The sequence below is a fragment of the Paenibacillus sp. S-12 genome (assembly GCF_030363895.1).
GTDB lineage: Bacteria > Bacillota > Bacilli > Paenibacillales > Paenibacillaceae > Paenibacillus_B > Paenibacillus_B alvei.
Window position 1 is genome coordinate 91,994 of sequence record NZ_JASIUF010000010.1, and the last position, 25,342, is coordinate 117,335.

At 50.3% G+C, this 25,342-nt stretch carries 8 protein-coding genes; all 8 read left to right on the top strand.

Annotated features, from left to right (window positions below; all coding sequences use genetic code 11):
- Positions 1-9: 9 nt before the first annotated feature.
- The gene (locus tag NO352_RS09895; RefSeq protein WP_289355518.1) at positions 10-6,489 is read left to right on the top strand and encodes a non-ribosomal peptide synthetase; all 6,480 of its coding nucleotides are present in this window, start codon (positions 10-12) and stop codon (positions 6,487-6,489) included.
- A 36-nt stretch (positions 6,490-6,525) separates the two neighbouring features.
- Positions 6,526-10,263: an amino acid adenylation domain-containing protein gene (locus NO352_RS09900; RefSeq protein ID WP_289355519.1), complete on the top strand. Its 3,738-nt coding sequence runs from the start codon at positions 6,526-6,528 to the stop codon at positions 10,261-10,263.
- Positions 10,264-10,300: 37 nt separating this feature from the next.
- Positions 10,301-12,343, top strand: coding sequence for an acyltransferase domain-containing protein (locus NO352_RS09905; protein ID WP_289355520.1), 2,043 nt, complete (start codon positions 10,301-10,303; stop codon positions 12,341-12,343).
- Between the two features lie 4 nt (positions 12,344-12,347).
- Positions 12,348-12,596 carry an acyl carrier protein gene (locus NO352_RS09910; protein WP_005550891.1) on the top strand — a complete coding sequence of 83 codons (249 nt, stop codon included), beginning with the start codon at positions 12,348-12,350 and terminating at the stop codon, positions 12,594-12,596.
- A gap of 22 nt (positions 12,597-12,618) precedes the next feature.
- Complete coding sequence (locus NO352_RS09915; RefSeq protein WP_005550890.1) at positions 12,619-13,785, top strand: acyl-CoA dehydrogenase family protein; 1,167 nt, start codon at positions 12,619-12,621, stop codon at positions 13,783-13,785.
- A gap of 85 nt (positions 13,786-13,870) precedes the next feature.
- Positions 13,871-14,170, top strand: a complete 300-nt coding sequence (locus NO352_RS09920) for a hypothetical protein (RefSeq protein WP_005550889.1) — start codon at positions 13,871-13,873, stop codon at positions 14,168-14,170.
- A 40-nt stretch (positions 14,171-14,210) separates the two neighbouring features.
- Positions 14,211-17,954: a type I polyketide synthase gene (locus tag NO352_RS09925; protein ID WP_289355521.1), complete on the top strand. Its 3,744-nt coding sequence runs from the start codon at positions 14,211-14,213 to the stop codon at positions 17,952-17,954.
- 64 nt (positions 17,955-18,018) lie between these two features.
- Positions 18,019-25,320 (top strand): non-ribosomal peptide synthetase, encoded by a 7,302-nt coding sequence (locus NO352_RS09930; protein WP_289355536.1) that lies wholly within the window; start codon positions 18,019-18,021, stop codon positions 25,318-25,320.
- The last annotated feature ends 22 nt before the right edge of the window (positions 25,321-25,342 follow it).

Consider the following 25,342-nt stretch of genomic DNA (forward strand, 5'->3'; position numbering starts at 1 on the left):
GGCAGAACGATGGAATTCCGGCGACTGACGGACATGCTTCATGCTGTAAGGCGACAGGAGGATAGAGGAATTACCTTTATCCAAGGAGGTGAAAAGGAACACTTTCTTTCTTACAAAAACCTGTATGACCGGGCTCGGCACCTGATCGGTTATTTTCAGGAAAAAGGAATCGTGCCTGGAGACGAAATTTTATTCCAAATTGAAGACGAAGAGCTATTTATTCAAATGTTTTGGGCATGCGTGCTGGGCGGTTTCATTCCGGTACCTGTATCGGTTGGCAGCAATGATGAGCATAAAAGGAAATTGTTTCAAATATGGGACGTGTTGAAGCGTCCCGTGCTTTTGATAGCTGAAACCAGCTATTCGTACGTAGAAGCTTTTTCTCAAAAAGCGGACTACCAAGATCGATGGTCCGATATGAAGAAGCGCACTTTGTTTGCTGACAGCATTGATTTCGCATCCTGCAGGCCCGGAGCCGTCCATGAGGCAGAGCCGTCGGATACAGCTTTTATCCAATTCTCATCTGGATCGACAGGAGAACCAAAGGGAGTCATACTGACCCACGATAACCTGCTTAGTAATATACTTGCGATGATAAACCGCTCGGCTATAGGATCAGAGGATTCAACGCTTAGTTGGATGCCCTTGACACATGACATGGGATTGATCGGCTGCCATATGGTGCCAATAGCCGCACAAATTCAGCAGTATCTCATGCCCACTTCCTTATTCATTCGCCGTCCGACACTATGGATGGCGAAATGCAGCGAACACCGATCGACTATACTTTCATCGCCGAATTTCGGCTATCAATATTTCTTGGGAAAATTCAAACAAGAGGCGGCTTCAGCATGGAACTTGTCCCATGTGCGGCTCATTTTTAATGGAGCGGAACCGATTTCAGCAGAGCTTGCCGCCCGGTTTATGGCTGCATTGGCTCCATGCGGGCTGAAGCAAAATGCGATGTTTCCCGTATACGGTATGGCCGAAGCTTGTCTCGCTGTAACCTTTCCCCCTGTCGGAGATGAATTGAATACGATGCACCTGAATAGAAAGCATCTCTCACTCGGAAGCGTCGTCAAGGAAACGGAAGCCGGAGAGGGCGTGTCCTTTGTCGATGTAGGCAGCCCGGTTGATGATTGCTGTATATACATCGGGGACAGCTCTGGCACGGATTTGGCTGAGCTGATGATCGGCGAAATTTACTTGAAGGGAAGAAATGTCACTTCCGGTTATTACAACAACGAATCGGCGACAGCCGAACGAATCACGTCTACCGGTTGGCTTCGGACAGGCGATCTCGGTTTTATGCGCAATGGAAGGTTATACGTAACCGGACGCGTTAAAGACATTCTGTTCGTTAACGGGCAGAACGTATATCCTCATGATATTGAACGAGTATGCGAAGCTGTGGAACCGATCAAGCTCGGCACGATAGCGGCCTGCGGAGTAAGCAATCCCGAGGCGGCCAGCGACGATTTGCTCCTGTTCGTTCTCTATCGCGGCAAGCTGGAGGATTTCGCTCCCCTGGCGGTAACGCTGCGGAGCCATGTTCAGCGTCAACTAGGTATCACTGTTGAGCATGTCGTTCCGGTTACCAGGCTCCCGAAAACAACGAGCGGGAAAATACAGCGCTACAAGCTTGGCGAATGGTATCGGCAGCAACATTTCGCCGAAATCATCGAGCAGGTATCCGAGTATGTTCAATTGCACCTGCAGGAACGCCAACTCGCGATGCCCGTTTCGGGGACGGAAGAACGGCTGCTGGAAATATGCTGCCGATTATTAGGAGTCAACGAGATCGGCACACTTGACAGTTTGTTTGATTGGGGCAGCAATTCCCTACAGTTGACCTATTTGATCGCAAACATCAGAGCAGAGTTCGGCGTAAAAATCTCTTTGCACGACATTTTTCATCAGCCGACAATTCGACAAATCGCCCATTTGATCGAACATGCTCAAGCGAGCGATGCGGATGAAGTCATAATGGAGGTCGATCCCTCTGAAAGATCGATATTCCCGACAACGCCGCCGCAGCGCCGAATATATGCCTGGCAGCAATTAAACAAGCAAGGAGTAAGCTACAATATTACCGCCGTCCTGAAACTGGAAGGGCCGCTATCCTTTGAGCAGGTCGAGAAGGCTTGGTCGGCAATTGTCAAGAGACATGGAGCGCTGCGCACTTATTTCAATTTTCAGGACGGAGAACCCGTGCAGCAAATCGCTGCCGTTTCTGACCTTGTTGTCAGACTGGACTACGAAGAAGTCTTTGGCGGCATCGATATCCAAAATTATGCGGACTCGTTCGTTCGACCTTATGATCTTCATCATGCGCCGCTTTGGAGGACAAAGCTGTGCAAGACTTCGGAAGACCAACATCTGTTCCTGATCGATCTTCATCATATCGTGATCGATGGAACATCCATGCACATCATCATGAGCGAATTCGTTCAGCTCCTGTTGAATCAGAGTCTCGGCCCGTCGCCCCTTTCCTTTGCCGATTATGCCTTGTGGCGGGAGAAACAGCCTTTATCTGAAGAGCATCAAGCTTACTGGCTCGCGGAAATGTCGGGAGAACTTCCCATACTTGAGATGCCGACCTGTTCTCCTCGTCCTGCCCTATTATCTGGTGCGGGCGACCACTACTTCGACAGGCTGAGTAAAGAGCTTGCGGAGCGCTGCAGGAGCTTCGCTCGCGAACAATGCGTAAGCGTCTATATGGTGCTTTTGGCAGCATACAAGCTTATGCTCGCCCAATGTACCGGACAGCAAAATCTTGTCGTCGGCACATCGTCTGCCGGGAGAACCATTCCCGGTACAGAACGAACCGCCGGCATGTTCGTACAAACGCTAGCGATTCGGAGTCAGCCGGAAGGCCATAAAACCGTATCCGAATATGTTCGGGAAATCAAAGAGAAGACGCTGCTCGCTCTTGAACATCAGGATTATCCGTTCGAGCGGTTGCTTGAGAAATTGCCAATCCGGCGGGATGCGAGCCGAAATCCGCTGTTCGATACAATGTTTGTCTATCAAAATATGGACAAAGCAGCCTGGCGGGAGAACGAGCTTCACATCGAACGCGTTCCTTATTCCGCGAAATCATCCAAATTTGATTTTTCGCTCATTGTGGAGGATTTGGACGATACATTCGCGCTCGATTGGGAATACAGCCTGGATTTGTACGAGCAGGGCATGATATCGGAGCTAAATGCTTACTATTGCGGGATTTTAAGTCAAATGTGCGAGAATCCGGAGAATCGATTATGCGAATTAAACGTCTTGAACTCGTCCCAGCAGGAGGAACTGCTGCGAATGGGGGCAGGCCCGGAAGCCGATTATCCGAAAGACGCATTCATTCACTGGCTGGTCGAGGATCAAGCTGCCATGACGCCCGATCATACCGCCATAGAGGACGGGCAACGTTCGCTAACTTACCGGGAACTGGACGAGCAGACCAATCGCCTGGCTCGCGTTCTTGTCGCTAATGGCTTGCAGCGGGACATGCTGGCTGCTATTTTGCTGCCTCCGTGCTTAGAGCAGATCGTCTGCATTCTGGCCGTGATGAAGGCAGGAGGAGCCTATCTGCCAATCGATTCCGATTATCCGGCGGAACGCATTGCTTATTTGTTGGAGGATAGCGGTGCGCAGCTTCTGTTAACAGGCGGTCATTTGCGCGATAAGCCGAGATTTTCAGGCAGAGTGGTCGATGTGCTGGATCCGTCCTTACTGGAAAAGAGCAGTCCCGAGCCGATAACGCGCTCCGGTTTACCTCGTCAGTTGGCCTATGTTATTTATACGTCAGGTTCTACGGGAAAGCCGAAAGGCGTCATGGTCGAGCAACAGGGGCTGGTCAATTATATATGGTGGGCACGAAAAGTATACGCAAACGGGGAGAAGGCTGATTTCCCTCTGTATTCTTCAATCTCGTTTGATTTGACCGTAACCTCTATTTTTACCCCTCTCGTAACAGGCGGTAAAATCGTGATTTACGGAGATGACGACAAGGATTTGGCCGTGCAGCGGATTTTCAAAGACAATAAAGTGCAAATCGTAAAGCTGACGCCTTCTCATCTCAAATTCATTAAGGAATGGGACAACCGTCATTCGATGGTAACGGCGTTGATTGTTGGCGGGGAACAGTTGGATATGTGTTTGGCCTCGGAAGTTTTTGACAGCTTTGGCGGAGAGGTTGCGATTTTCAATGAATACGGACCGACAGAAACCGTAGTCGGATGCATGATTTATCAGTTTGATGCGCAAATTCGGCGAGCGTGCGTACCGATCGGGAAAGCTGCCGATAATGTCCGCATCTACTTGCTGGATGGCAGTCAACGGCTTGTGCCGAAATTCAGCGTTGGTGAAATTTACATTGCCGGGGATGGTGTTGCACGAGGATATTTAAAACGGTCCGATTTAACGCGGGAGCGATTCGTAGAAGATCCGTTTGCCGAGCGCCTAGGTGCTGTTATGTACCGGACCGGGGATTTGGCTCGTTGGTTGCCGGACGGCAACATGGAGTATATCGGACGCGCTGATGATCAGGTCAAAATCCGCGGATATCGCATCGAACTGCAGGAGGTTCAGCATGAACTCCAGCAACTATCCGGAGTCCGTGAGGCTGTCGTGGCGGCGCACCAAGATAACGCCGGGAAAGCTTATTTAAGTGCGTATGTGATCGCCTCCAGACCCGTTTCGATATCCGTCATTCGTAAAGAGTTGAACCACACGCTGCCGTCCTACATGCTGCCGGCTTACGTCGTTCAGGTCGAGCATATCCCTTTGACTGCGAACGGAAAAGTCAATTTCCATGCTCTCCCCAAGCCTCAAGACAACATTCGTACGAACGGGGTGACAGGGGCGCCGCGCAACGAGACGGAAGAAACGTGCGCGCGCATCTGGGCGGAAGTTCTAGATTTGGACGGAATAGGCATTCATGATGAGTTTTACGAAATGGGTGGAGATTCCATTAAAGCCATCCAAATTTCATCCCGGCTTAAGCAAGCAGGGATTTCGGTCGAAACGAAACAGATTTTGCAGCATCAAACTATCGGTTCGCTGTGCGAGAATCTGGATATGAATGCCGTTGCGAAGCGTTATGAACAAGGCCTTATTTCAGGAGATAAGGAAATGTTCCCGATTGATCATTGGTTTTTTGAACAAAAGCTCCGGCATCCCGGTTATTACCATCAGAGCGTGCTGCTGAAAATGAAACAGCCGATCGTGCTGGAACGCCTCCGTACTGCGCTTGGGCAGCTCGTTTTGCATCATGACGGACTAAGGCTGAATTACCGGGCAGACGGCGAATCCCTATTTTATCAAAATAAGCATGCGCATCTATCTTTTCCGCTTGAAACCTATGAACTGAAGCAGCAATCCGAAGAACAAAAAATGCTTGAAATCGAAGCAGCTGCAAGAAGCTTGAAATCCAAATTGGACATCTATAAAGATCTGCTCATCCGAGCAGTCGCATTTACATCGCAACTCATAACCGAATATGTGCTGATTACGGCTCATCATCTTGTCATCGACGGAGTATCGTGGCGCATTTTGCTGGAGGATGTCAAGCTTGCATACGACCAGTTATCCGAGTCCCGGCCTGTCGCATTGCCGGCCAAAACAGCCTCTCTTCGCGACTGGCACGAAGGCTTGCGGCAATATGCGGAGCAAGCGGAAGTCAACCAGCAAATCGACTATTGGAGCGCTAACCAACAGGCTCAGCACTGGTTCTTTCCTCAAGCCGCGGAAGTCAAAGATTGGACTTCTGGCCGCAGAGAATGCCATGTCACATGGCTTGATGATGAATGTACCCGCACGTTGCTTACACAATCACATCGGGCATTCAACACCGAACCGGTGGACTTGATGTTAACCGCTTTTGCCAGAACCATGCACTTCTTTACCGGACATTCCTTGATCGGATTGGAACTGGAGAATCATGGGCGTCATTTGGAAGGCATTGACGCTTCACGGACGATAGGCTGGTTTACGGCGCTATTTCCGCTTAGGCTGGAACTGCCGCAGGCCTCTCTATCCAAGCAAATTCAATCAATTAAGGAGCAATTGCGTCAGATTCCGGATAAAGGAATCGGTTATGGAGTTCTTGCTTATATGAATAGAGATCTCCTCGAACGAAGCTGCGAACCTGCGCCGTTCCGCTTTAATTACTTGGGGCAATTCGGCAGGGAAGCGGATAATGACTGGTTTGAGCTGGTTTATCAAGAACATGCCATGGAATGTCATCCGGATAATCGAATGAGCGCCAAATTAGAGCTGAACAGCCTGGTGATGAACGGAAGGCTAAGGCTGGAATTGATGTATCACTGCGAGGCTTATGATCAAGAAACGATCGGGCATTGGATGAGCGTTTATGTACAGCAGTTGCAGGATATTATTTCTCATGCCACCAACGAGCGCGAGGAGCAATTTACTCCTTCTGATTTCGATACGGTCGAAATTTCACAGCAGCAGCTTGATATGTTGTTTAAATGAATTTTTTACTACGTGAACAAAAAAGGACGGAGTCGCATGGCGGAGGCAAAGCAAATCGAAAGGGATCAAGTACAGGACATTATCGGATTGACTCCTTTGCAAGAAGGGATGCTTTTTCATTATCTTAATCCGCAAGACAGGGAGCATTACTTTGAACAGCTCTGCGTATGGCTGGAAGGGGACGTTCAGGCGGATCTGGTTCAGCATGCCTGGAATCTTGTTATTGCAAATAACGAAGCGCTGCGCAGCGTATTTCGCTGGCAAAAGCTCAAATCACCACTGCAAATCGTCCTGAAGAAGTGGGATTTTACCGTTGCGCTTCACGATTGCTCCCAAATGACCGCTGAACAGTGGAGCAATTTTCTCCATCAATTGAAAAAAGACGACCAACGGCAAGGCTTCGACCTGACGGAAGTGCCGTTTCGGGTCACTCTCTGCAAAGAGAGCGAGCAGAAATACGTCATGATGATTAGTAACCATCATATTTTGTACGATGGCTGGAGCAACGGCATCCTCCTGTCCGAATTTCTAGATGCTTATCAGCACTTATACCGAAATGTTCCTTATGCTCCCGGCATCAAGACGAGCAATAAGGAATATCTCAAATATGTACAATCGCAAGGCAAAGCCGGGCAGGAGCACTATTGGCGTTCCTATCTTGCGGGGTTCGATACTAAATCGCTGCTCCCCGCGTTCCCATCTCCTTCCGAGAAGGAAGAAGCGCCCGGCATCCACAACTTCAGGCTACCGGCCGAACAAACGCTGGAACTGATACAGTGTGTCAGGTCTCTTAAAATAACGCTGGCTGCATTTGTATATACGGCCTGGGGGATTTTGCTTCAACGCTATACCAATTCCGCAGAAGCTTTATTCGGCACCACAGTCTCCGGCAGAACCGACAAAGTTCGAGGAATGGAGTCGATGGTCGGCCTTTATATTAACACGCTCCCATTCCGCGTAACTGCCAAGCCGGAGGAGACGGTTTCCGAACTTCTTGCGCGAATGGAAGAGGCGCTGCGTGTACGGAACGATTTTGAAGCGACTGCGCTGATCGATGTTTATGAATATAGCGACATCGATAAAAGGGAGGGACTGTTCGAATCTGTGCTCGTATTCGAGAACTATCCCTTGAACGCAGCAATGCAGGATGAAGAGCAAGTCATCCGCTTTACCGATTATGAAATGAGCGAGTCGACTCCATACGAAATGCTGCTTAGCATACATCCCGGGAACGAATTGAATTTTCAAATGCAATATGCGCTGCATAAATTCCCGCTAGAGCTCGTAACTCAGCTATCCAAGCACTTTCTTTGTCTTATTTATGAGATGATCACGCGTCCCGAAGCTTCGGTCGACGAACTTCATATTATGACGGAAGAGGATACGCATCGATTGTTGACCGATTTCAACGGAAGCTGCCAGCCCATCCCTATACAGCATACCATTCAGCAGCACTTCGAGATGCAGGCTGCATGCTCTCCTCAGCGCACGGCCATTATTTATGGACAAGCAGTCCTGACTTATGAACAGCTCAATAAGCGGGCCAATCTCCTGGCGCATCACTTGCGCGCCAAGCAGGTTGAACCCGAGCAAGTCGTTGGAATTCTCTTGGAGCGGTCAGCCGATGCGATCATAAGTATGCTGGCCGTGCTCAAGGCGGGCGGTGCCTATATGCCGATTGATCCGGAATATCCAGCCGATCGAATCAAGCATATGCTGGAAGGCAGTGGATGCAAGCACCTTCTTACTCAGCGGAATTGGTTGGAAAAGCTGGATAACACCGATATCGAAACGGTGCTTCTGTCCGAATTCGATTTCGAGAAATCCGATCCCGGCAATCCGGCACCCATTAACGAAATAAGCGACCTGGCGTACATCATTTATACGTCCGGCTCGACCGGGAAGCCGAAGGGCGTCATGGTGGAGCATCGCAATTTGAACAGCTTCATTTATTCTTTCATGTATGATCAGCTCCAGGCTGAAGACCGCGGGATATGGCAGTCATCCCTGTCTTTCGATACGTCCGTCGAGGAAATTTTTCCTTTGCTGCTGCGGGGCGGAACTTTGGTCATTTTGCCAAGAGCGGATGTACTGGATATCAATCGGCTAGTCCACTGCATTCAAGAACAACAGATTACGTTCATGTCATGCTCGCCGCATTTGATTCATCAGTTGAATGGGAGGTTGACCGATCATAGGCTGCGTTTGCTGATATCGGGAGGCGATGAGCTCAAATGGTCTTATTGCGACGATTTGCATGGCATGAAGCTGTACAATTCATACGGGCCCTCGGAAACAACTGTTGCCGTTACCTATTATGAATGCTTGAGTCCGACAAAAGGACGGATTCCAATTGGCGGGGCTATCGCCAACCATTATTTCGCTGTCGTGGACAGGCTGGGTCGACTTCAGCCGTATGGCGCCGAAGGCGAGCTATGGATCGCAGGGCCGTCCGTTGTCCGAGGATATTTGAACTCGCCGGAGATGACGGCGGAGAAATTCGACGAAAGTCCGTATTTCCCAGGAGAACGCATGTACAAGACGGGCGATTTGGTGCGCTGGCTGCCTGGCGGATTGCTTGATTATATGGGAAGGGTGGATCAGCAGGTTAAAATTAGGGGATACCGCATCGAACTGGCCGAAATTGAATGTGCGCTGCTGAACTGCTCCGGAATTCGAGAAGCGGCAGTGTTGGCCGTTGAGGTAAATAACGGGCATCGGACACTATGTGCTTACTATGTAGGCATTCAACAATCCGAATCCGCACTGCGATCCTATCTGCAGGAACGGCTTCCCGCTTATATGATCCCATCCTATTTTGTGCATATGGAGAAGATGCCGCTTACGGTCAATGGAAAATTGGATCGGCATTCGCTGCCGGCGCCGGCAATGCAAAGAGATAACGAAACGCGTTGTGTGGCTCCTTCCAATGAAATCGAGCAGCAGTTGCTGCGCATATGGAAAGAGCTGCTGCCGACAGAAAGAATCGGCATACACGACAATTTCTTCGAAATAGGCGGCGATTCCATCCTGCTGATGAGGATGCACGCACAAATCGACATGCTCCACCCAAATCGCGTAAGCATTACGGATTTGTTCGCTTATATGACCATATCCAAACTTGCGCAATTTATTGGGGAAGAGGGGGCACATATTCAGTCAGGGCAGGTATTCGAAGGAGTCGTGTTACCGCAGGTTTTCTTTACCCGCATGCCCAATGGGTCTGCAAGGCAAATCAAGCATTTTGAATGTGCCGAACCGCTATATTCCAAACTGAGAAAGCTTGCGCAAGGGGAAGGGCTTGAAACGCATGATGTCGCTTTGGGCATGTTCATGTATCTCCTTCAACAAGCGAGCGGTCAGCAGGCAGTGGAAGTACAATCCATTGTCAGCCGAACAGACACGGTTGTGCCGATAAGGGTGGATTTTAATGCGATCGAGGATTTCTTCCAGCTCTTTTCTTTTGTGAAGGAAATAAATAATGGAAAATGGATCAACGGATCTCATTCGCTCCAAACGGCAATTGTCGAAAGACGGGGGGGATTGCCGGATACGGCAATAGTGCCCCTTTTTGTAAAGTCCGGCCTGATATCCAACTATTCGGCGTTGACCCGAAGTTATGATCTTATACTCGAATTCCGAGAAACAAGGGATCGGTTGGAATTCTGCTATGAATACAGTAGAAAATTAAGCCAGGAGGGGCTCGATCATTTGGTTCTCGGCTACAATCAATTGCTTGCCGACCTTGTGGAGCAATATGAGCTGCTCGCATAAATCTCTTGCTTGGAATGGGACGAAAGGAGGCTTGCGAATGAAAAGCGTGAATGTAGCCTTGGAAGAAATGAAGCTGGCAGTAACGGGAGTGGGTGGCTTCTTGAAGGACGCCCGTGATTTTCGTGATTGGTGGAATTCATCCCCCATATCGATGGAAGAAGGTACAGCAATCGAAGAAAAAGATCGATTCGATGCCCGCTTTTTTCAGATGACCATTCAAGAAGCGGCAGAGATGCATTCGGCCGAACTCGATTTTTTGGAAGCATCGTGGACGGCTCTGCAGACTGCTGGGTGCACACGAGGTTTCGGCAGAAGAATTTGGATCTACGCCGATAGCAAGCTCATTCAACAGCGGACCGCAGCTCGATTAACGGCCGCTCTATCCTCACTACCGATTACGATCATTCACGGGAACAGTTTGCCGAACATGTTGCTGGATATCCGTGTCCGTCTGAACGGCAACCTGAACGATGTTGTACTGTGTGCGACTTTAGGGAGCAAGGGCGTGGGGACTTTTGTCATAAGTCCATGGAATATTGCGGAGCGGAAGCTGTTATCCATTACGGCCGTCCTTTGTGTGGATGGCGAGCATGTCCGCATAGAGACGGACGGGCAGCCGTCCTTGAATGAACTCGAAACCGTAATGCCCGCGCAACCACGTGCCGGAGAACTGCTCATGCTAGCGGCGGGAACAAGTTCGGCACTGGAGGTCTCAACGGATCAACTTGTCGGCTATCTCAATCAACACGTTGATGCAAATCTGGGAGATGTCGCCTACAGTCTGCATAACATGGCGGCATCACTCCCTGAGCGCCGCATTCTGGTGTCCTCCGGCATTCGTGAGGCCGTCGAGATTTTGCAGAACCGGGATGCGTGTCGATATTGGGACAGTTCATGCGATGCAAGTACTCGCAAGCTCGTTTTCATGTTTTCAGGTCTTGGAGATCATTATGAGAACATGGGACGCGACATCTATGAGCAGGAACCGATCTTTCGCGATACGGTCGATGGCTGCTGTAAATTTTTGCAGCCTCTCCTGGGATTCGATCTGCGCGAAAAGCTTTATCCGGTGCGTTCGGCCAAATCCTCAGGCGGAGGAGAACAGCTTAGCACGGTGCCGGAACTGGACATTCGGCGCATCCTTCGCCGAGACTCGCCAGGAACTGCGGGCGAGCAACGGGATTCGACGTCGTGGGCGCATCCAGCTTTGTTTACAGTCGAGTATGCACTGGCACGCCTTCTGGAATCCTGGGGCATCAAGCCGCACGTCTTGATCGGCCACAGTCTAGGAGAGTATACTGCGGCCTGCATTGCAGGGGTATTTACGTTAGAGCAAGCGCTGACCATCGTCGCCAAGCGCTCCCAACTCATCAATGGGCTGGAGAAGGGAGCGATGCTCGCCGTCTCGATGACAGCAAGCGAGGTCTCGCCGCTGCTGCCGGAAGGCACGACAATCGCATTGATGAACAGCCCAGAGTCACTGGTCATTTCCGGCACCGCGGAAGGCATCGGCGAGCTGGAGCGGCGTCTTGCCCGTATGGGTGAAGTATCTGTCCGCATTCCGTCCGATCGTGCCTTTCACTCGCCGATGATGGAGCCTGCCGCCTCTGCACTGTCGGCACTGATCTTCGAGCATGAACCGAAGCCTCCGTCCATTCCCTTTTTGTCGAACGTAACGGGGACATGGATAACGGCAGAACAAGCAACAGACCCCGGATACTGGGCAGACCATCTGTGCCGAACTGTGCGCTTCAGCGACGGAATAAACGAAGTTATTCACGACGGGGATGCGATTTTCGTGGAGATCGGACCGGGGCAATCACTATGCAGCTTTGTGCGCCAGCATCCGTCTGCTGCAGATGGCGAGCGGCTTCAGACTATTCCGACCATGCGGTATGCTTACGAGCACGCTTCCGATCGCCTCTTCCTGCTCCGAACTATTGGACAGCTATGGCTGAACGGGGTTGACTTTTGTGTGGACGCCTTTTACCGGAAAGGATGCCGGCATTTGCCGCTGCCGACATATCCGTTCGAGCGCATGCCTTTGACGAAGCGCTCCAAAACTATCAAGGGAGGATAAACCGATGGAAGTACAGCATAAGGAAAAAATTCGGGCTTTTTTGGCGAAATATTTCAAACAAGTCCAGTTGCACGACGACGATCAATTGTTCTCGCTCGGATTTGTCGATTCTCTTTTCGTGATGCAACTCGTCACGTTCTTGGAATCCGAGTTCGCCATCGTGCTTGACAATGATGATTTGGAATTCTCACATTTCCGCACCATTCAAAGCATGTCGGATTTGATTGAGCGCAAGCTCGCAATAAAACAATGACATTTGATCGGTGGTGAAAACGATGCATTTCAACCTGACTCCAGAACAGCAATCCCAGTATGAACAATTCAAGCATTTCGTAGACCAGGACATTGTGCCGATCGCCAACTCGTATGACCAACTGGAGAAAACGCCAAGAGCCTTAATTGACAAGCTTGCCTCGCTGGGCTATTTGGGCGCGCTTATCCCGAACTCATATCGCGGTTCTGGCATGGACATGATTACGTTCGGATTGCTGAACGAAGAACTGGGGCGCGGATGTTCGTCTATCCGCAGCCTGCTCACGGTTCATACCATGGCAAGCCAAGCCATCATCCGCTTTGGCACGGAAGAACAAAAAGAGACGTGGCTGCCCGCAATGGCAATAGGCCATACCATCGGCGCGTTTGCCCTGAGCGAACCGAATATCGGCAGCGACGCTCGGCATATCGAAACGCAAGCCGTGCTTTCCGGAGATCATTACGTGCTGAACGGGACGAAGAAATGGATTACGTACGGACAACTGGCGGATGTATTTTTACTTTTTGCCCAGGTCAATGGTCAGCCGACCGCATTTCTAGTCGAAAAAAATCGGCCTGGTCTTTCCATTGAGCCCATTAACGGTATGTACGGCACGCGCGCTTCGATGCTGGCCGAGCTGCGCCTGAACGATTGCCGCATTCCAAAAGAAAATATACTGGGCAAAGAGGGAACGGGATTCCCCTATGTGGCGCTGCATGTTCTAGAGTATGGCAAGTACAGTGTCGCATGCGGGGCAGTTGGTATTGCACAAGCATGTCTGGAAGATTCGATTCGGTATACGGAGAGTCGTATTCAGTTCAAACAACCTTTAAAAGAATTCCAATTGGTACAGGCCATGATTGCAGAAATGCTTGCAAATACAAAGGCCGCCCGCTTGTTATGTCTGAACGCGGGATTTATGAAGCAAAACAAAGCGTTGCAGGCCGGGGACGAGTTGAATGCCGCCAAATATTTTGCATCGCAAATCGCGGTTAAGGCAGCGAATGACGCCGTTCAGCTTCATGGTGCGAACGGATGCAGCAACGAGTATTCTGTGCAGCGCTATTTGCGAGATGCCAAAATTACGGAAATTATCGAAGGCAGTACACAAATTCAGCAAATGAACATCGCGACATACGGTTATCTGGAGTATGGAACGAGAACCGCAGCCGCATCATGCAATGCCTGAGGTTCAGCAAGCCCTTGGCGCAGCAACGAAGTAGAACTGCCGGATTGTGCCGGCAGTTCTCACAAATTCCGGAGGGGAGCAGCTTATGCCTAATCTCGCCAAAAAGTCCGCTCCCTCATTTGTTACGAAGTGCTTGGCGTTAGCGGCGAGCGCGGAAAACAAGAATGAGGATGCCGGCGTATATGAAAAAGAAGTGATCGAGCTTTACCGCAAGCTGGAAGCAATGAACGAAACGTTGAACAGTGAAGGAAGAAGCCCTGGCGAGGAAGAAAAGCAGCAAGCGGCAGAGTGGCTGAAAAGAATATTGACAACCAAACAAATTCATCCCGCTGAACTGGCGGAACGAATGGATGACCTGTGGAGCTTCTCCCTTAACGCGCATTAACAGATGCATAGAATGCTAAAGGGGCAGAAAGGAAGTCGTTATGGTAAAGAAAAAGCTGGGGTTCGACAAAGTTACATTGCTGAAACGCGATAACATGTCATCGCATGCCGAGCATTATGAAGCTCCATCTTCAAGAGATGTGGCCATTATCGGGATGTCTCTGCAAATGCCGCAAGCCAACAATCCGGATGCGTTCTGGCAGAACATCAGGGACAAGGTGGATAGTGTCAGGCTGCCTTCCGCAAGTAGACAAAAGCAGGCGAAACGCTATGCGGCGGTCGCATATGGAACGGACTATCAGGCGAAATTCTACAAAGGCGCCTGTCTCGACAATATCGATTCGTTCGATTACCGTTTTTTTAATCTGTCCCCCCGCGAGGCAAGCCTGATGGATCCGAACCAAAGGCTGTTTCTGCAGACTGTATTCTCCGCTATTGAAGATGCGGGATACGACGGCAGAAAACTGGCCGGAAGCCGTACGGGCATATATGTCGGTTACGGAGATGACGGGGAGTATTCGCGGATGTTGCAACTGTTGGAGCCCGATGCAATGAGCGTGGCGCTGGCCGGAAATATCCGTTCGATTATCGCTAGCCGAATCTCTTATTTACTGGATTTGAAGGGGCCAAGCATGCTGATTGATACGGCGTGCTCTTCATCGCTCGTTGCCATACATCAGGCTTGCCAATCCCTGCGCGCTGGGGAATGCGACATGGCGATTGCCGGTTCGGTGAAAACCTATATTTTGCCGCTGGATACCTCGCAAAGAATCGGCATCGAATCATCGGACGGACGAACCCGATCATTCGATGACTATTCCGATGGAACCGGTCCGGGCGAGGGGGTGGCAGCGCTTATTTTGAAGCCGCTGCCTCAGGCTGTCAGGGACGGGGACGCGATTTACGCCATAATCAAGGGAAGCGCCGTTAATCAAGACGGAAGCTCCATTGGTATAACGTCGCCGAATGTATTGTCGCAGGAAGATGTTCTTATTCAAGCCTGGAGAGACGCAGGCATTGAGCCGCAAAGCATCGGTTATCTGGAAGGGCACGGTTCCGGGACGGAGCTGGGCGACCCGATAGAAGTCGATGCGATACAGCGCGCTTTTCGCCGATATACCGATAAAAATCAGTTTTGCGCATTGGGATCAATCAAATCGAATATCGGCCATCTCGATCACGCAGCGGGGATTGCCGGGGTTATAAAAGCGGTGCTGGCTCTTAAGCACAAGGAACTGCCGCCAAATCTCCATTTCGACAAACCGAATGCACGAATTGACTTTATCCGCTCTCCTGTGTACGTCAATGACCGCGTAAAGCCCTGGCCACGAGACGCAACGCCTCGTCGATGCGGGGTGAGCTCGTTCGGCATGAGCGGAACAAACTGCCACATCGTGTTACAAGAAGCTCCCGAACCAGGATCGACAAGCTATCCCGAAAGAGAAGAATTGCTGCTTTTGTCGGCCAAAACGCGCGAAGCGCTGCTTCATCTCGTTAAACGTTATACTGCATTTTTGCACGAACATGCGCCCATTCCGCTGACGGAGATATGCTACACCGCCAATACGGGAAGAATCCACCATCCATGGCGGCTGGCCGTACGGTGTTCCAGCATAAGCGATTTACAGTCAAGGTTGGGGGCAATCGAGGCACACGGTCTGACTCATCGCCCGGAGTATGGCCATTATTTTGGCATGGCGGCAGAGGCTGATGTGAAGGATAGCATCTATCCGGCGGATCGTGAGCTTTCTGAGCTGGCGGAGCTGTTCGTGAAGGGTAGCGAGGTGATATGGGAAGCCTGTTATCCATTTCACGTGAATAAGCGGAATTTGCCTACCTATCCATTTGAAGCATGCTCATGCTGGCTGAATTTGCCCGTTCTTCCGCAAGAGCAGAAATTTCATTCTCTCAAATGGATCCGGGAACAGCTTCCTACAGCAGCGAACAAATCAGATATGGGTACGGTGCTTGTAATTGTGGACAAGTCGGGTTTCGGAGTAAAGCTGGTGAAAAAATGGCGTTCGAAAGGGAGACGCGTCATTGAAGTCGAGATTGTACCGGATATCCATAACATGAAGCTGAACGATTACCGTTACGTTACCGACGGCTCGGAAGAAGGTTACCGGTTCGTGCTCAAAAGCGTGAAGGCGGAGCGTCTTACAAAAATCGTCCATATGGGCGGCTTGGACTGCGACCACCATCCCCGTTCACTCGCGGAATTGGAGAACACGCTCCATGCAGGCTTGTACAGTCTTTTTTCTTGTGTCAAATCCCTGGCAATGCTGCAGCGATCCCAGCCTATTGAGCTTATTTTGACCGCACGATATGCGCAAGAAGTAAATCAGCTTGAACCGCAGATTCATCCGGAGCATGCCGCGCTGTTCGGGCTGGGCAAGGTTGTCGGACTTGAAAATCCGCAGCTCAAATGCCGCGCCGTGGATTGGGACGATGAAACTCCACTGGCCACAATCCTTCAGGAACTGGACGTATCGTCCGATTCGTATCATGTCGCATTTAGGGGCGGAGAGCGTTATACGGAGCAATTCGCTCCGCTTTTGTTTGAGGAAGAGCCGGATGTTCCGCTGCAGTTGCATACTGACGGCATCTACGTCATTACGGGGGGGATGGGCGGCATCGGACTGGAGACGGCGAAATATTTCGCGGCTAAATCACCGGTCAATCTCGCTTTGTTGAATCGGACCCCTTTGCCGGATCGTTCCAAGTGGCCTTCAATATTGACTGATGCGAACCAGACAAGTACGGCACGAAAAATCGCAGCGATTATGGAGATCGAGCAGCTCGGAGCAAAGGTTCATCCCTATAGCGCGGATGTAGCCGATTATGAAGCCATGCAGGAGCTTTTCGCCGCTCTACGTACCAAGCACGGCAGCATCAGAGGCATTGTTCACGGAGCCGCCGTAGGGGGATCGGGATTTCTTTTGAACCGCCAGGAAGCCAAGTTTCGCGAGGTCGTTCGACCCAAAATTCAGGGGACATGGATATTGGATAAATGCACGCATCATGACCAACTGGATTTCTTCATCCTCTATTCGTCCGCAACGACATTGACTGGCGGCCTTGGTGAAGGCGATTATACGGCGGCCAACGCTTATCTCGATGCTTTCCAAGCCTATCGCAATCGCCAAGGAAAGCGCACGCAAACTATCAATTGGGTATCTTGGGCGGAGACAGGAATGTCCTATGAACATGGGGTCGCCGATGACGATTTGTTCGAAAAGCTGACGAATGCTGAAGGCATCGAAGCGCTAGACACCATAATTCGCAAAGGAATTCGCCAATCATTCGTTGGGACAATTGCCTACCGCAGTAAATATCGCAATGAAAATCTTATGCAGCATGGCATACTGCCGTTCCGATTCGCGGACGAAATTGCGGCGAAGATGAACCAAGCACGTTCGACCTCAGTTACGGATGTTGTCCCTGGCGCATCTGATTTCGTTCAAGCCGAACGCACCGAAGGGTTGAACCTGAAAGAAATGCAGCTTGCCGACATTGAACAAGCTACGGCTGAAATATGGAAACGGAGTTTGGGCGTTCACCATATCGATCCGGACGACAGCTTTTATGCTCTGGGCGGAAACTCGCTGATCGGGATGGAAATCATGCTGGAGCTTTCCAAAAGAACCGGCATTCAGTTGAACGTTGCCGTTCTGCTCGAGCATGAAACGTTAAGAAAATTGAGTCAGTATCTGGAATCGACCGCCAAAGGACATGATTCAAGGCCTAAAATGAAATCAATCCCGAAGGCAAAGACATTGTCGTAGCAAAAAACTTGGAATCGCAGCTTGCATGATAACCGCATTCAGAAAGGATTGATGGAACGTGAAAATGAATTTGGAGGCGGAAGCGGCCATCCACAAATACGAATTGTCTCATGCGCAAAAGCGGTTCTGGTTTACGGAACAGCTTGAGTTTGTTCAGGAGGCTTCCGTTCATGCCATGACTCATGTTTCAACCGCGTTTACACTCCAGGGTGCATTGAATGAAGCTCTATTCAAGCAAGCGGTTCAAGTCATAGTCGACCGGCACGATACGCTGCGCACCTGCTTTATGGAGGAGGACGGGAATCCGGTTCAACTTGTTCATGAGAAATTGCCATTCGAGGTTCAGCATGAAGATTTGAGCCGTTTGCCGGAGGAAACGCAATCCCAGGCATTGAATCAGCGAATTGATTCTGCGTTGAACCAGGCGTTCGATTTGAAGCAACCCCCTTTAGTAAGGGTATATCTGTATAGATTGGCCGAAAATGAACATTTATGCTTGATTGCGGCACATCATATTATTTCCGACGGATGGGCTGTGGATGTGTTCATGTCTGAGCTCATGGCCAACTATGCAGCTTTCTTGAATGGCCAGCCGTCGCCTCTGGAGCCTCTGGATGTGCAATATGCGGATTTTGCCCATTGGCACAATCACCGTCTTGCCGAAGGAGAGCTGGACGGCATGAAACGATTTTGGTCGGACAAGCTGGCGGGAGAACGAGCCGATCTGAACTTTCCGCTCGATTTCCCTCGTCCGGCCCTGCAATCCTTTAACGGAAGCACTGTCCCCGTCATTATTGATGGTGAATGGATGGAACGGCTCAAGCAGACATGCGAAAGTCTCGACGTCAGCCATTATATGTATTTGCTTGCCGTATTCAATGTGCTGCTCGCCAAGTATACGAGAAATGAAGACATTATTATCGGAACATCCCTGTCCGGTCGCGTTCATCCGGACGTCTTGCCCGTTATCGGCTGCTTCGTGAATACGCTGCCCGTGCGCAATCAGGTAGAGGGAGACGAGTTGTTTCAGGATTTTGTTCTGAGAATGAAGCAGACTGTGTCTGAGTTGCATGAAAATCAGGAATACCCGTTCGACAAAATTGTTGAGGATCTTGGGGTGGAACGAAGCCTTAGCCGCAACCCGATATTCGATGTGTTGTTCGAGGTTCACACCTTAAAAACGGATGCCGCAAGCAGCGTAGATTTAGGCAATGATATGACACTTGCTTACCATAAATCTTTAGACTACATCCGCTTTACCGGCTTCGATTTCGTATTCGAGCTGTACCAGAAAGACGGCTATATTGACGGTTATATCCAATACAACTCGGATTTGTTCCGCCCAGATACGATGCAAAGGCTCAGTCTTCATTTTATTCAGCTCTTGCAGCATGCACTAGAGACTCCTAACATCCGGATCGCCGATCTGGACATGCTCGTCGATGAGGAAAAAAAGCAGGTCATGGAAAAATTCAATCATTGGAAGCTGGACTTTCCGACCCACGAGCCGGTTCAAAGTTTATTCGAAAAGCAAGTAGAGGACACGCCGGATCAAATCGCGCTTTCATTTGAAGGCGTTGACGTCTCCTATCGGGAATTAAATGAACGCGCCAACAGGTTAGCGCATCTATTAAGAAAGCAGCGGGCGAACCGCAATCAATTCGTCGCCGTCATGAGCGAGCGCAACCTGGAATGGGTCGCGGCATTGATCGCAATATGGAAAAGCGGCGCCGCCTATGTGCCGGTCGACCCGAATTTGCCCGATGAACGGCTGTCTTATATTTTGGAGCATAGCGAAGCTGGTATTGTCATCACGCAGAGAGCGCTGCTTCAGCGCGCTAGGAGAATGTCCTTTCGCTCTGTGCGCACGATTGTCTGCCTGGATCAGCTCGATTCCTGCGATGATGCAGATTTCCAGATTCTTCATAAAGCAGATGCCGACCTTATGCCTTCCGACAATCCGCAGCATGTCAATGCAGCATCCGATATCGCATACATGATCTACACGTCAGGCTCGACTGGCAACCCCAAAGGCGCACTTGTTAGACATAATGGAATGATCAATCATTTATATGCGAAGATCACGACGCTTGGCGTTACGCATGAGGATGTCATCATTCAAAATGCATCCGTGAGCTTCGATGTATCTATCTGGCAAGCCATGACGGCGCTTATGGCAGGGGCCCAAACCTCACTCGTTTCCTTTGAGACATCCAGAGATCAAACGCTGTTGTTAGCGCATTTGAAAAAAAGCGGCGCTACGATTATAGAAACGGTTCCGTCCATGTTATTTGCGTTTATTGACACGGTTGGGCTCGTGTCCAAGGAAGAACGTCAATTGCCGAATTTGCGTTGGATGATTGCAAATGGCGAAGAATTGCCCGTTAAGCTCGTAAATTCTTGGTTTTCTCATTTTCCGGAAATCAAGCTCATTAATGCATACGGACCGACTGAGTGCTCGGACGACGTGACTCAAAAAGTGCTGGAGGGACCTGTAACCGAACATCAGATTCGTATTCCGATCGGTCGACCTCTTCCTAATATGCAGTTGTACGTTATGGATAAGTACCATAAGCTTGCTCCCGTGGGCATGAAGGGCGAAATTTGGATCGGCGGGATTGGCGTCGGCGGCGGATATTGGAAGAACGACGAACTGACGGGAGAAAAATTCATCCCTGATCCGTTCAGCGACGATCCGGAGGCCCGCATTTACCGCACGGGGGATCTGGGCCGTTGGCTGCCGGAGGGCGAGCTCGAATTTTTCAGCAGAATAGACTTTCAAGTTAAAATCCGCGGGTTCCGAATCGAATTGGGCGAAATCGAGGGCTGCATCGGCAAGCATCCGGAAGTAGACGAGGTCGCGGTGATCGTCATCCCAGAATCCGACGGGGGCCAAGCGCTGGCTGCCTTTTATACAAGCCGAAATGGTCTGGAGCCGGACTCGCTCAGGAACCACCTACACCAGCAGCTTCCTTACTATATGGTACCGGCCCATCTTACTTGCATTCCGGGCATGCCGCTGCTTGCCAGCGAGAAGATCGACAGGCATGCACTAAGGAAACTGCGGGATACGCTAAAAGAAAACGAGCCCGTATTTGCTTCCAAGCCGCAGACTATGATGGAATCCGCCTTGATCGACATTTGGAAAGAGTCGCTTGAAGCAACCCAAATCGCGCCTGACGATAATTTTTTCCTCGTTGGCGGACATTCTATCAGCGCAGTCAAGGTGGTCAACCGGATTCGTGATCGGCTACGCATCCAAATTGCGCTGCAACAAATCTTTTTGACGCCTGTTCTCAAGGATCTGGCGGCTTTGTTGGATGAGCAGGTAGCGCGACAAGGGAAGTCGAACATCAGCGAATTGTCTCCAATTTTGAAAAGGCCGCCTCAGCATGCCTACGAACTTGCGCCGGTTCAATTGCCCGAATGGTACTTTCACGTTTTGGAACCAGACAATCCTTATTACAATGTCAGCTTTGACATTATGTTCGAGGGCCACTTGCAGCTAGATGCATTTGAGCGGGCATGGAGAATGCTTATTGAGCGTCATTCCGTATTGCGGGCATATTTCAGGATTGATGAAAATTCCGGAATTCCGTTTCAATATATTACACCGGTGGCGGATTTTCCTTTTCACTTATTGTGCGAGAATTATACGCACATTCCCGAACACCATGTGGAGGCGACCGTTAGGCGGCTTTCCCAAGAACATGCAAATCAAGTATTTTCATTCGAAACGGGGCCTCTTTTCAGCATTCGACTCGTCGAATTCAAAGGGAATCGTTACTTTTTCTTGTTTGCCACACATCACATCATTTGGGACGAGACTTCGTCCATTCAGCTTTTTAAAGAATTGAATGAACTGTATAATGCCGAAATGATGGGCCGATCGCCGAAACTGGCGGATTTGGAAGTAGAGTACACCGACTATATGCAATGGATCAACGAGGCTGTGCGAACCGGCAAGCTGGAAGAGCACCGGCAATATTGGCTGAAGGAGCTTGCCGATCCTCCTAACGGACTGCAACTGCCAACCGATTTCCCGCGCCCGCCGCAGATGACGTTCCGGGGCGGCACTATTTTGGGACGGTTCGATTCCGAATTGGAAAGCCGGGTTTATCGGTATTGCCAGGAACAAGGCCTTACCTTGAACATGTTCTTGTTAACGGTGTTAAATTTACAGTTGTACAGGCTAAGCAACCAAAAGGACTTTATTGTAGGCTCGCCGATTGCCAATCGTGACGACGTCCGGATCGAGCATGTGCTCGGCCTATTTGCCAAAGCGATGCTGCTCCGTTGCCGCATCAGAGAGGGAATGAGCTTCGAGCAGCTTGCCGCGCAGGTGAAGAAAACGTCGATCGAAGCCTATGACAACCATTTATATCCAAGCAATTTTATCATTGAGGAACTGCGTCCGGATACGGATTTGTCGCGCACCAAGATGTTTTCCATCATGTACGGTTTGCAAAACAATAAAAGAGAGATGTTGAGTCAACTGAGTTTTGAAGGCTTGTCTTACAAGGTGCAGCCATTTGATTTCGAAGAGATTAGCGCACGCTTCGATCTTACTTATGTTTTCGACGAACTGGAATCCGGTATTGAAATCAATCTGAATTATAATACGGATCTCTTCAAGAGAACGACTGCCAAGCGTCTGGTCGAGCAGTTCTTCTTGCTGACGGAGCAAGTGCTAAGCGAACCATCGAAGCCGCTGGAGACATTTGAGCTTGTGACTGCAAAGGACAAAATCACGCTGCTTGAGGAATGGAATCGGACAGACCACCCTTATAACGATGCAACCTGTGTTCACCGTTTGTTTGAAGCGCAGGCTCGCCGAACGCCCAATCATGCGGCTGTGACATTTGCAGACCGGACGCTTAGCTACCAAGAATTGAATTCCAGATCAAACCAATTGGCGCGCGCGTTAATCAGAAAAGGAGTGCGGCCAGAAAATAAGGTGGGGATATTGCTCGATCCGTCTGAGGACATGATTATCGCGCTCCTTGCGGTTTTAAAGTCGGGAGGAGCTTATATTCCGCTGAATCCCGATCTTCCCGATTCGCGCCGGCAGTGGATTGCCGACCGGACAGGGATGTCCATCATCATTTCGGAAGGGCGGCTTGCACAAGATAAACAGCTTCCTTTCCAACAATGGATGCTCCTAGATGAAGAGGCTTCCGAGTTGGAAAAGGAATCTCCTGCTGACCTGCAACTGTCTCTTGATTCTAGAAATTTGGCCTATGTAATGTTTACATCAGGCTCGACCGGATTGCCGAAAGGCATTGAAATTGAGCATCGCGGCCTCGTCAATTTGCTTGAGTGGACGCAGCGAACCTACCCGTTGACAGACCGCGATTCAACACTGCTGATAACGACCTATACGTTTGACTCTTCCATACCGGAGATTTTTTGGCCGCTTGCTTATGGAGCACGGATTGTAGTTGCCGGCAAGGAGGAACGCAAAAATCCGGGACAAATCGGTCAATTGGCTGCCCGGCACGGGGTTTCTGTACTGCAGATGGTTCCGATTATGCTGGAAGCTTTCGTAGACGCCCGCAAGCGTGGCGATTTTCCGGAACTTCCAAGCCTGCGCCACGTCGTGTGCGGTGGAGCAGCGCTTATAAAGGAGATCCGGGACAAGTTTTTCGAATGTTTTGCAAGCAGCCTGAGCAATCATTACGGTCCTACCGAAACGAGTGTGGATTCCGTCACCTATATATGCGAGCGGGGGGCAGAGGGGAATCAAGTTCCGATCGGCCGCCCGATCAGTAATCACCGCGTCTACTTATTGGATGAGCATCATCAATTGGTGCCAATCGGGGTGCCTGGAGAGCTGTATATTGCTTCTCCTGCGCTCGCCAGAGGCTATCTTGCCGATTACGAGGAAACGTCCAAACGTTTTATTCCCAATCCGTTCTCCCGTGATCCCGAATCACGGTTGTATCGTACGGGGGATTTGGCCAAATATACAGAAGACGGAAATTTGTTGTATATCGGTCGGGTCGATTACCAAGTCAAGGTTCGCGGGAACCGCGTGGAGGTTGAAGAGGTTGAAAGTCGTTTGGCGGCTCACGAGAGTGTGGGCAAATGCGCCGTCCTTCATGTGCAAAACGAGAGGATGGATGGATTGGTCGCATATGTCGAGCTAAGTGATGCCCTGCAGCCATTCATCGTTAATAATGAACGTCTGAAATTGCACACCCTTGCACAGATCCCTTCTCTGAAGCCAAAAATGGATGCCGTTCATTTAGCGGCATGGCCCGAATTTTTTGAAGGAGATCAGGTATTCCAAGCCCTGTGGCCCGAAGTATTCGTTAAATTTCCGGAATACCAATTCGCCCTGACAGATTCCAAAGGTGAGGTAGCAGCAGTCGGCAACACCATTCCGATCTGCTGGGACAAGACCGACAGCGGGCTTCCCCAAGGGTGGGATTCAGGGCTTATCCAAGCTTTCGAAGATAGTGCAGCCAAGAAAGAGCCTAATACGCTGCTCATTCTTGCCGGAGTCGTAAATGAGAGGTACCAGGGGCGCGGATTGGCCTCCGTGCTGCTTGGCGCTTTCAAGCATCTGGCACATGGACATAAGATGGAACGGGTTATCGTCCCGGTACGTCCGACAGGAAAATCAGATTTTCCGGAGCTAAGCTTTTCCGACTACTGCACGCTCAGACGGGAAGACGGGCACCTTCAGGACAATTGGCTGCGCACGCATGAACGGACTGGCGCACGCATGATTGGAATTGCAGTTCAATCTCAGTCTATCAGGGGCAGCATCTCGGATTGGGAAAAATGGACGGGCAGAACGTTCGAAAAGAGCGGACAATATCAGGTGAAAGGGACGCTTCAGCCCGTTCATATCGATCTTGAAAAGGGAATCGGAGAATATATCGAGCCGAGCGTGTGGATGGAGCACCCTTGCGACGCGGGTTCTGCGGCGGATAGCTGGGACTATATAAGCGCAAATGCCTTGCGAACCCACTTAAAACACTCCCTGCCAGACTATATGGTGCCGGATCAAGTTATCTTCGTGCCGTTCATGCCAACTACGCCGAGCGGGAAGCTGGACAAGAAGGCACTGGCCGAATTGGACGTCAGTCCATTCACACAGCGTGAAATCATCCTCCCCGAGACGGATACAGAGCAAGTCATCTGCGGCATATGGAAAGAAATCCTCCAGCTTGAAAGAATCGGCGTAACAGATAATTTCTTCGACCTGGGCGGACATTCACTGCTGGCAACGCAAGTCATTACGCGAATTAGCAAAGTTTTCAGCGTTAAATTCACGCTTCGGGAGCTTTACGATGCAATGACGATTCGTGATTTGAGCCGAATCGTAGAAGCAAAGCGGAGTGATTCACCAAATTGAATCACCTGGACATAGTCATAAA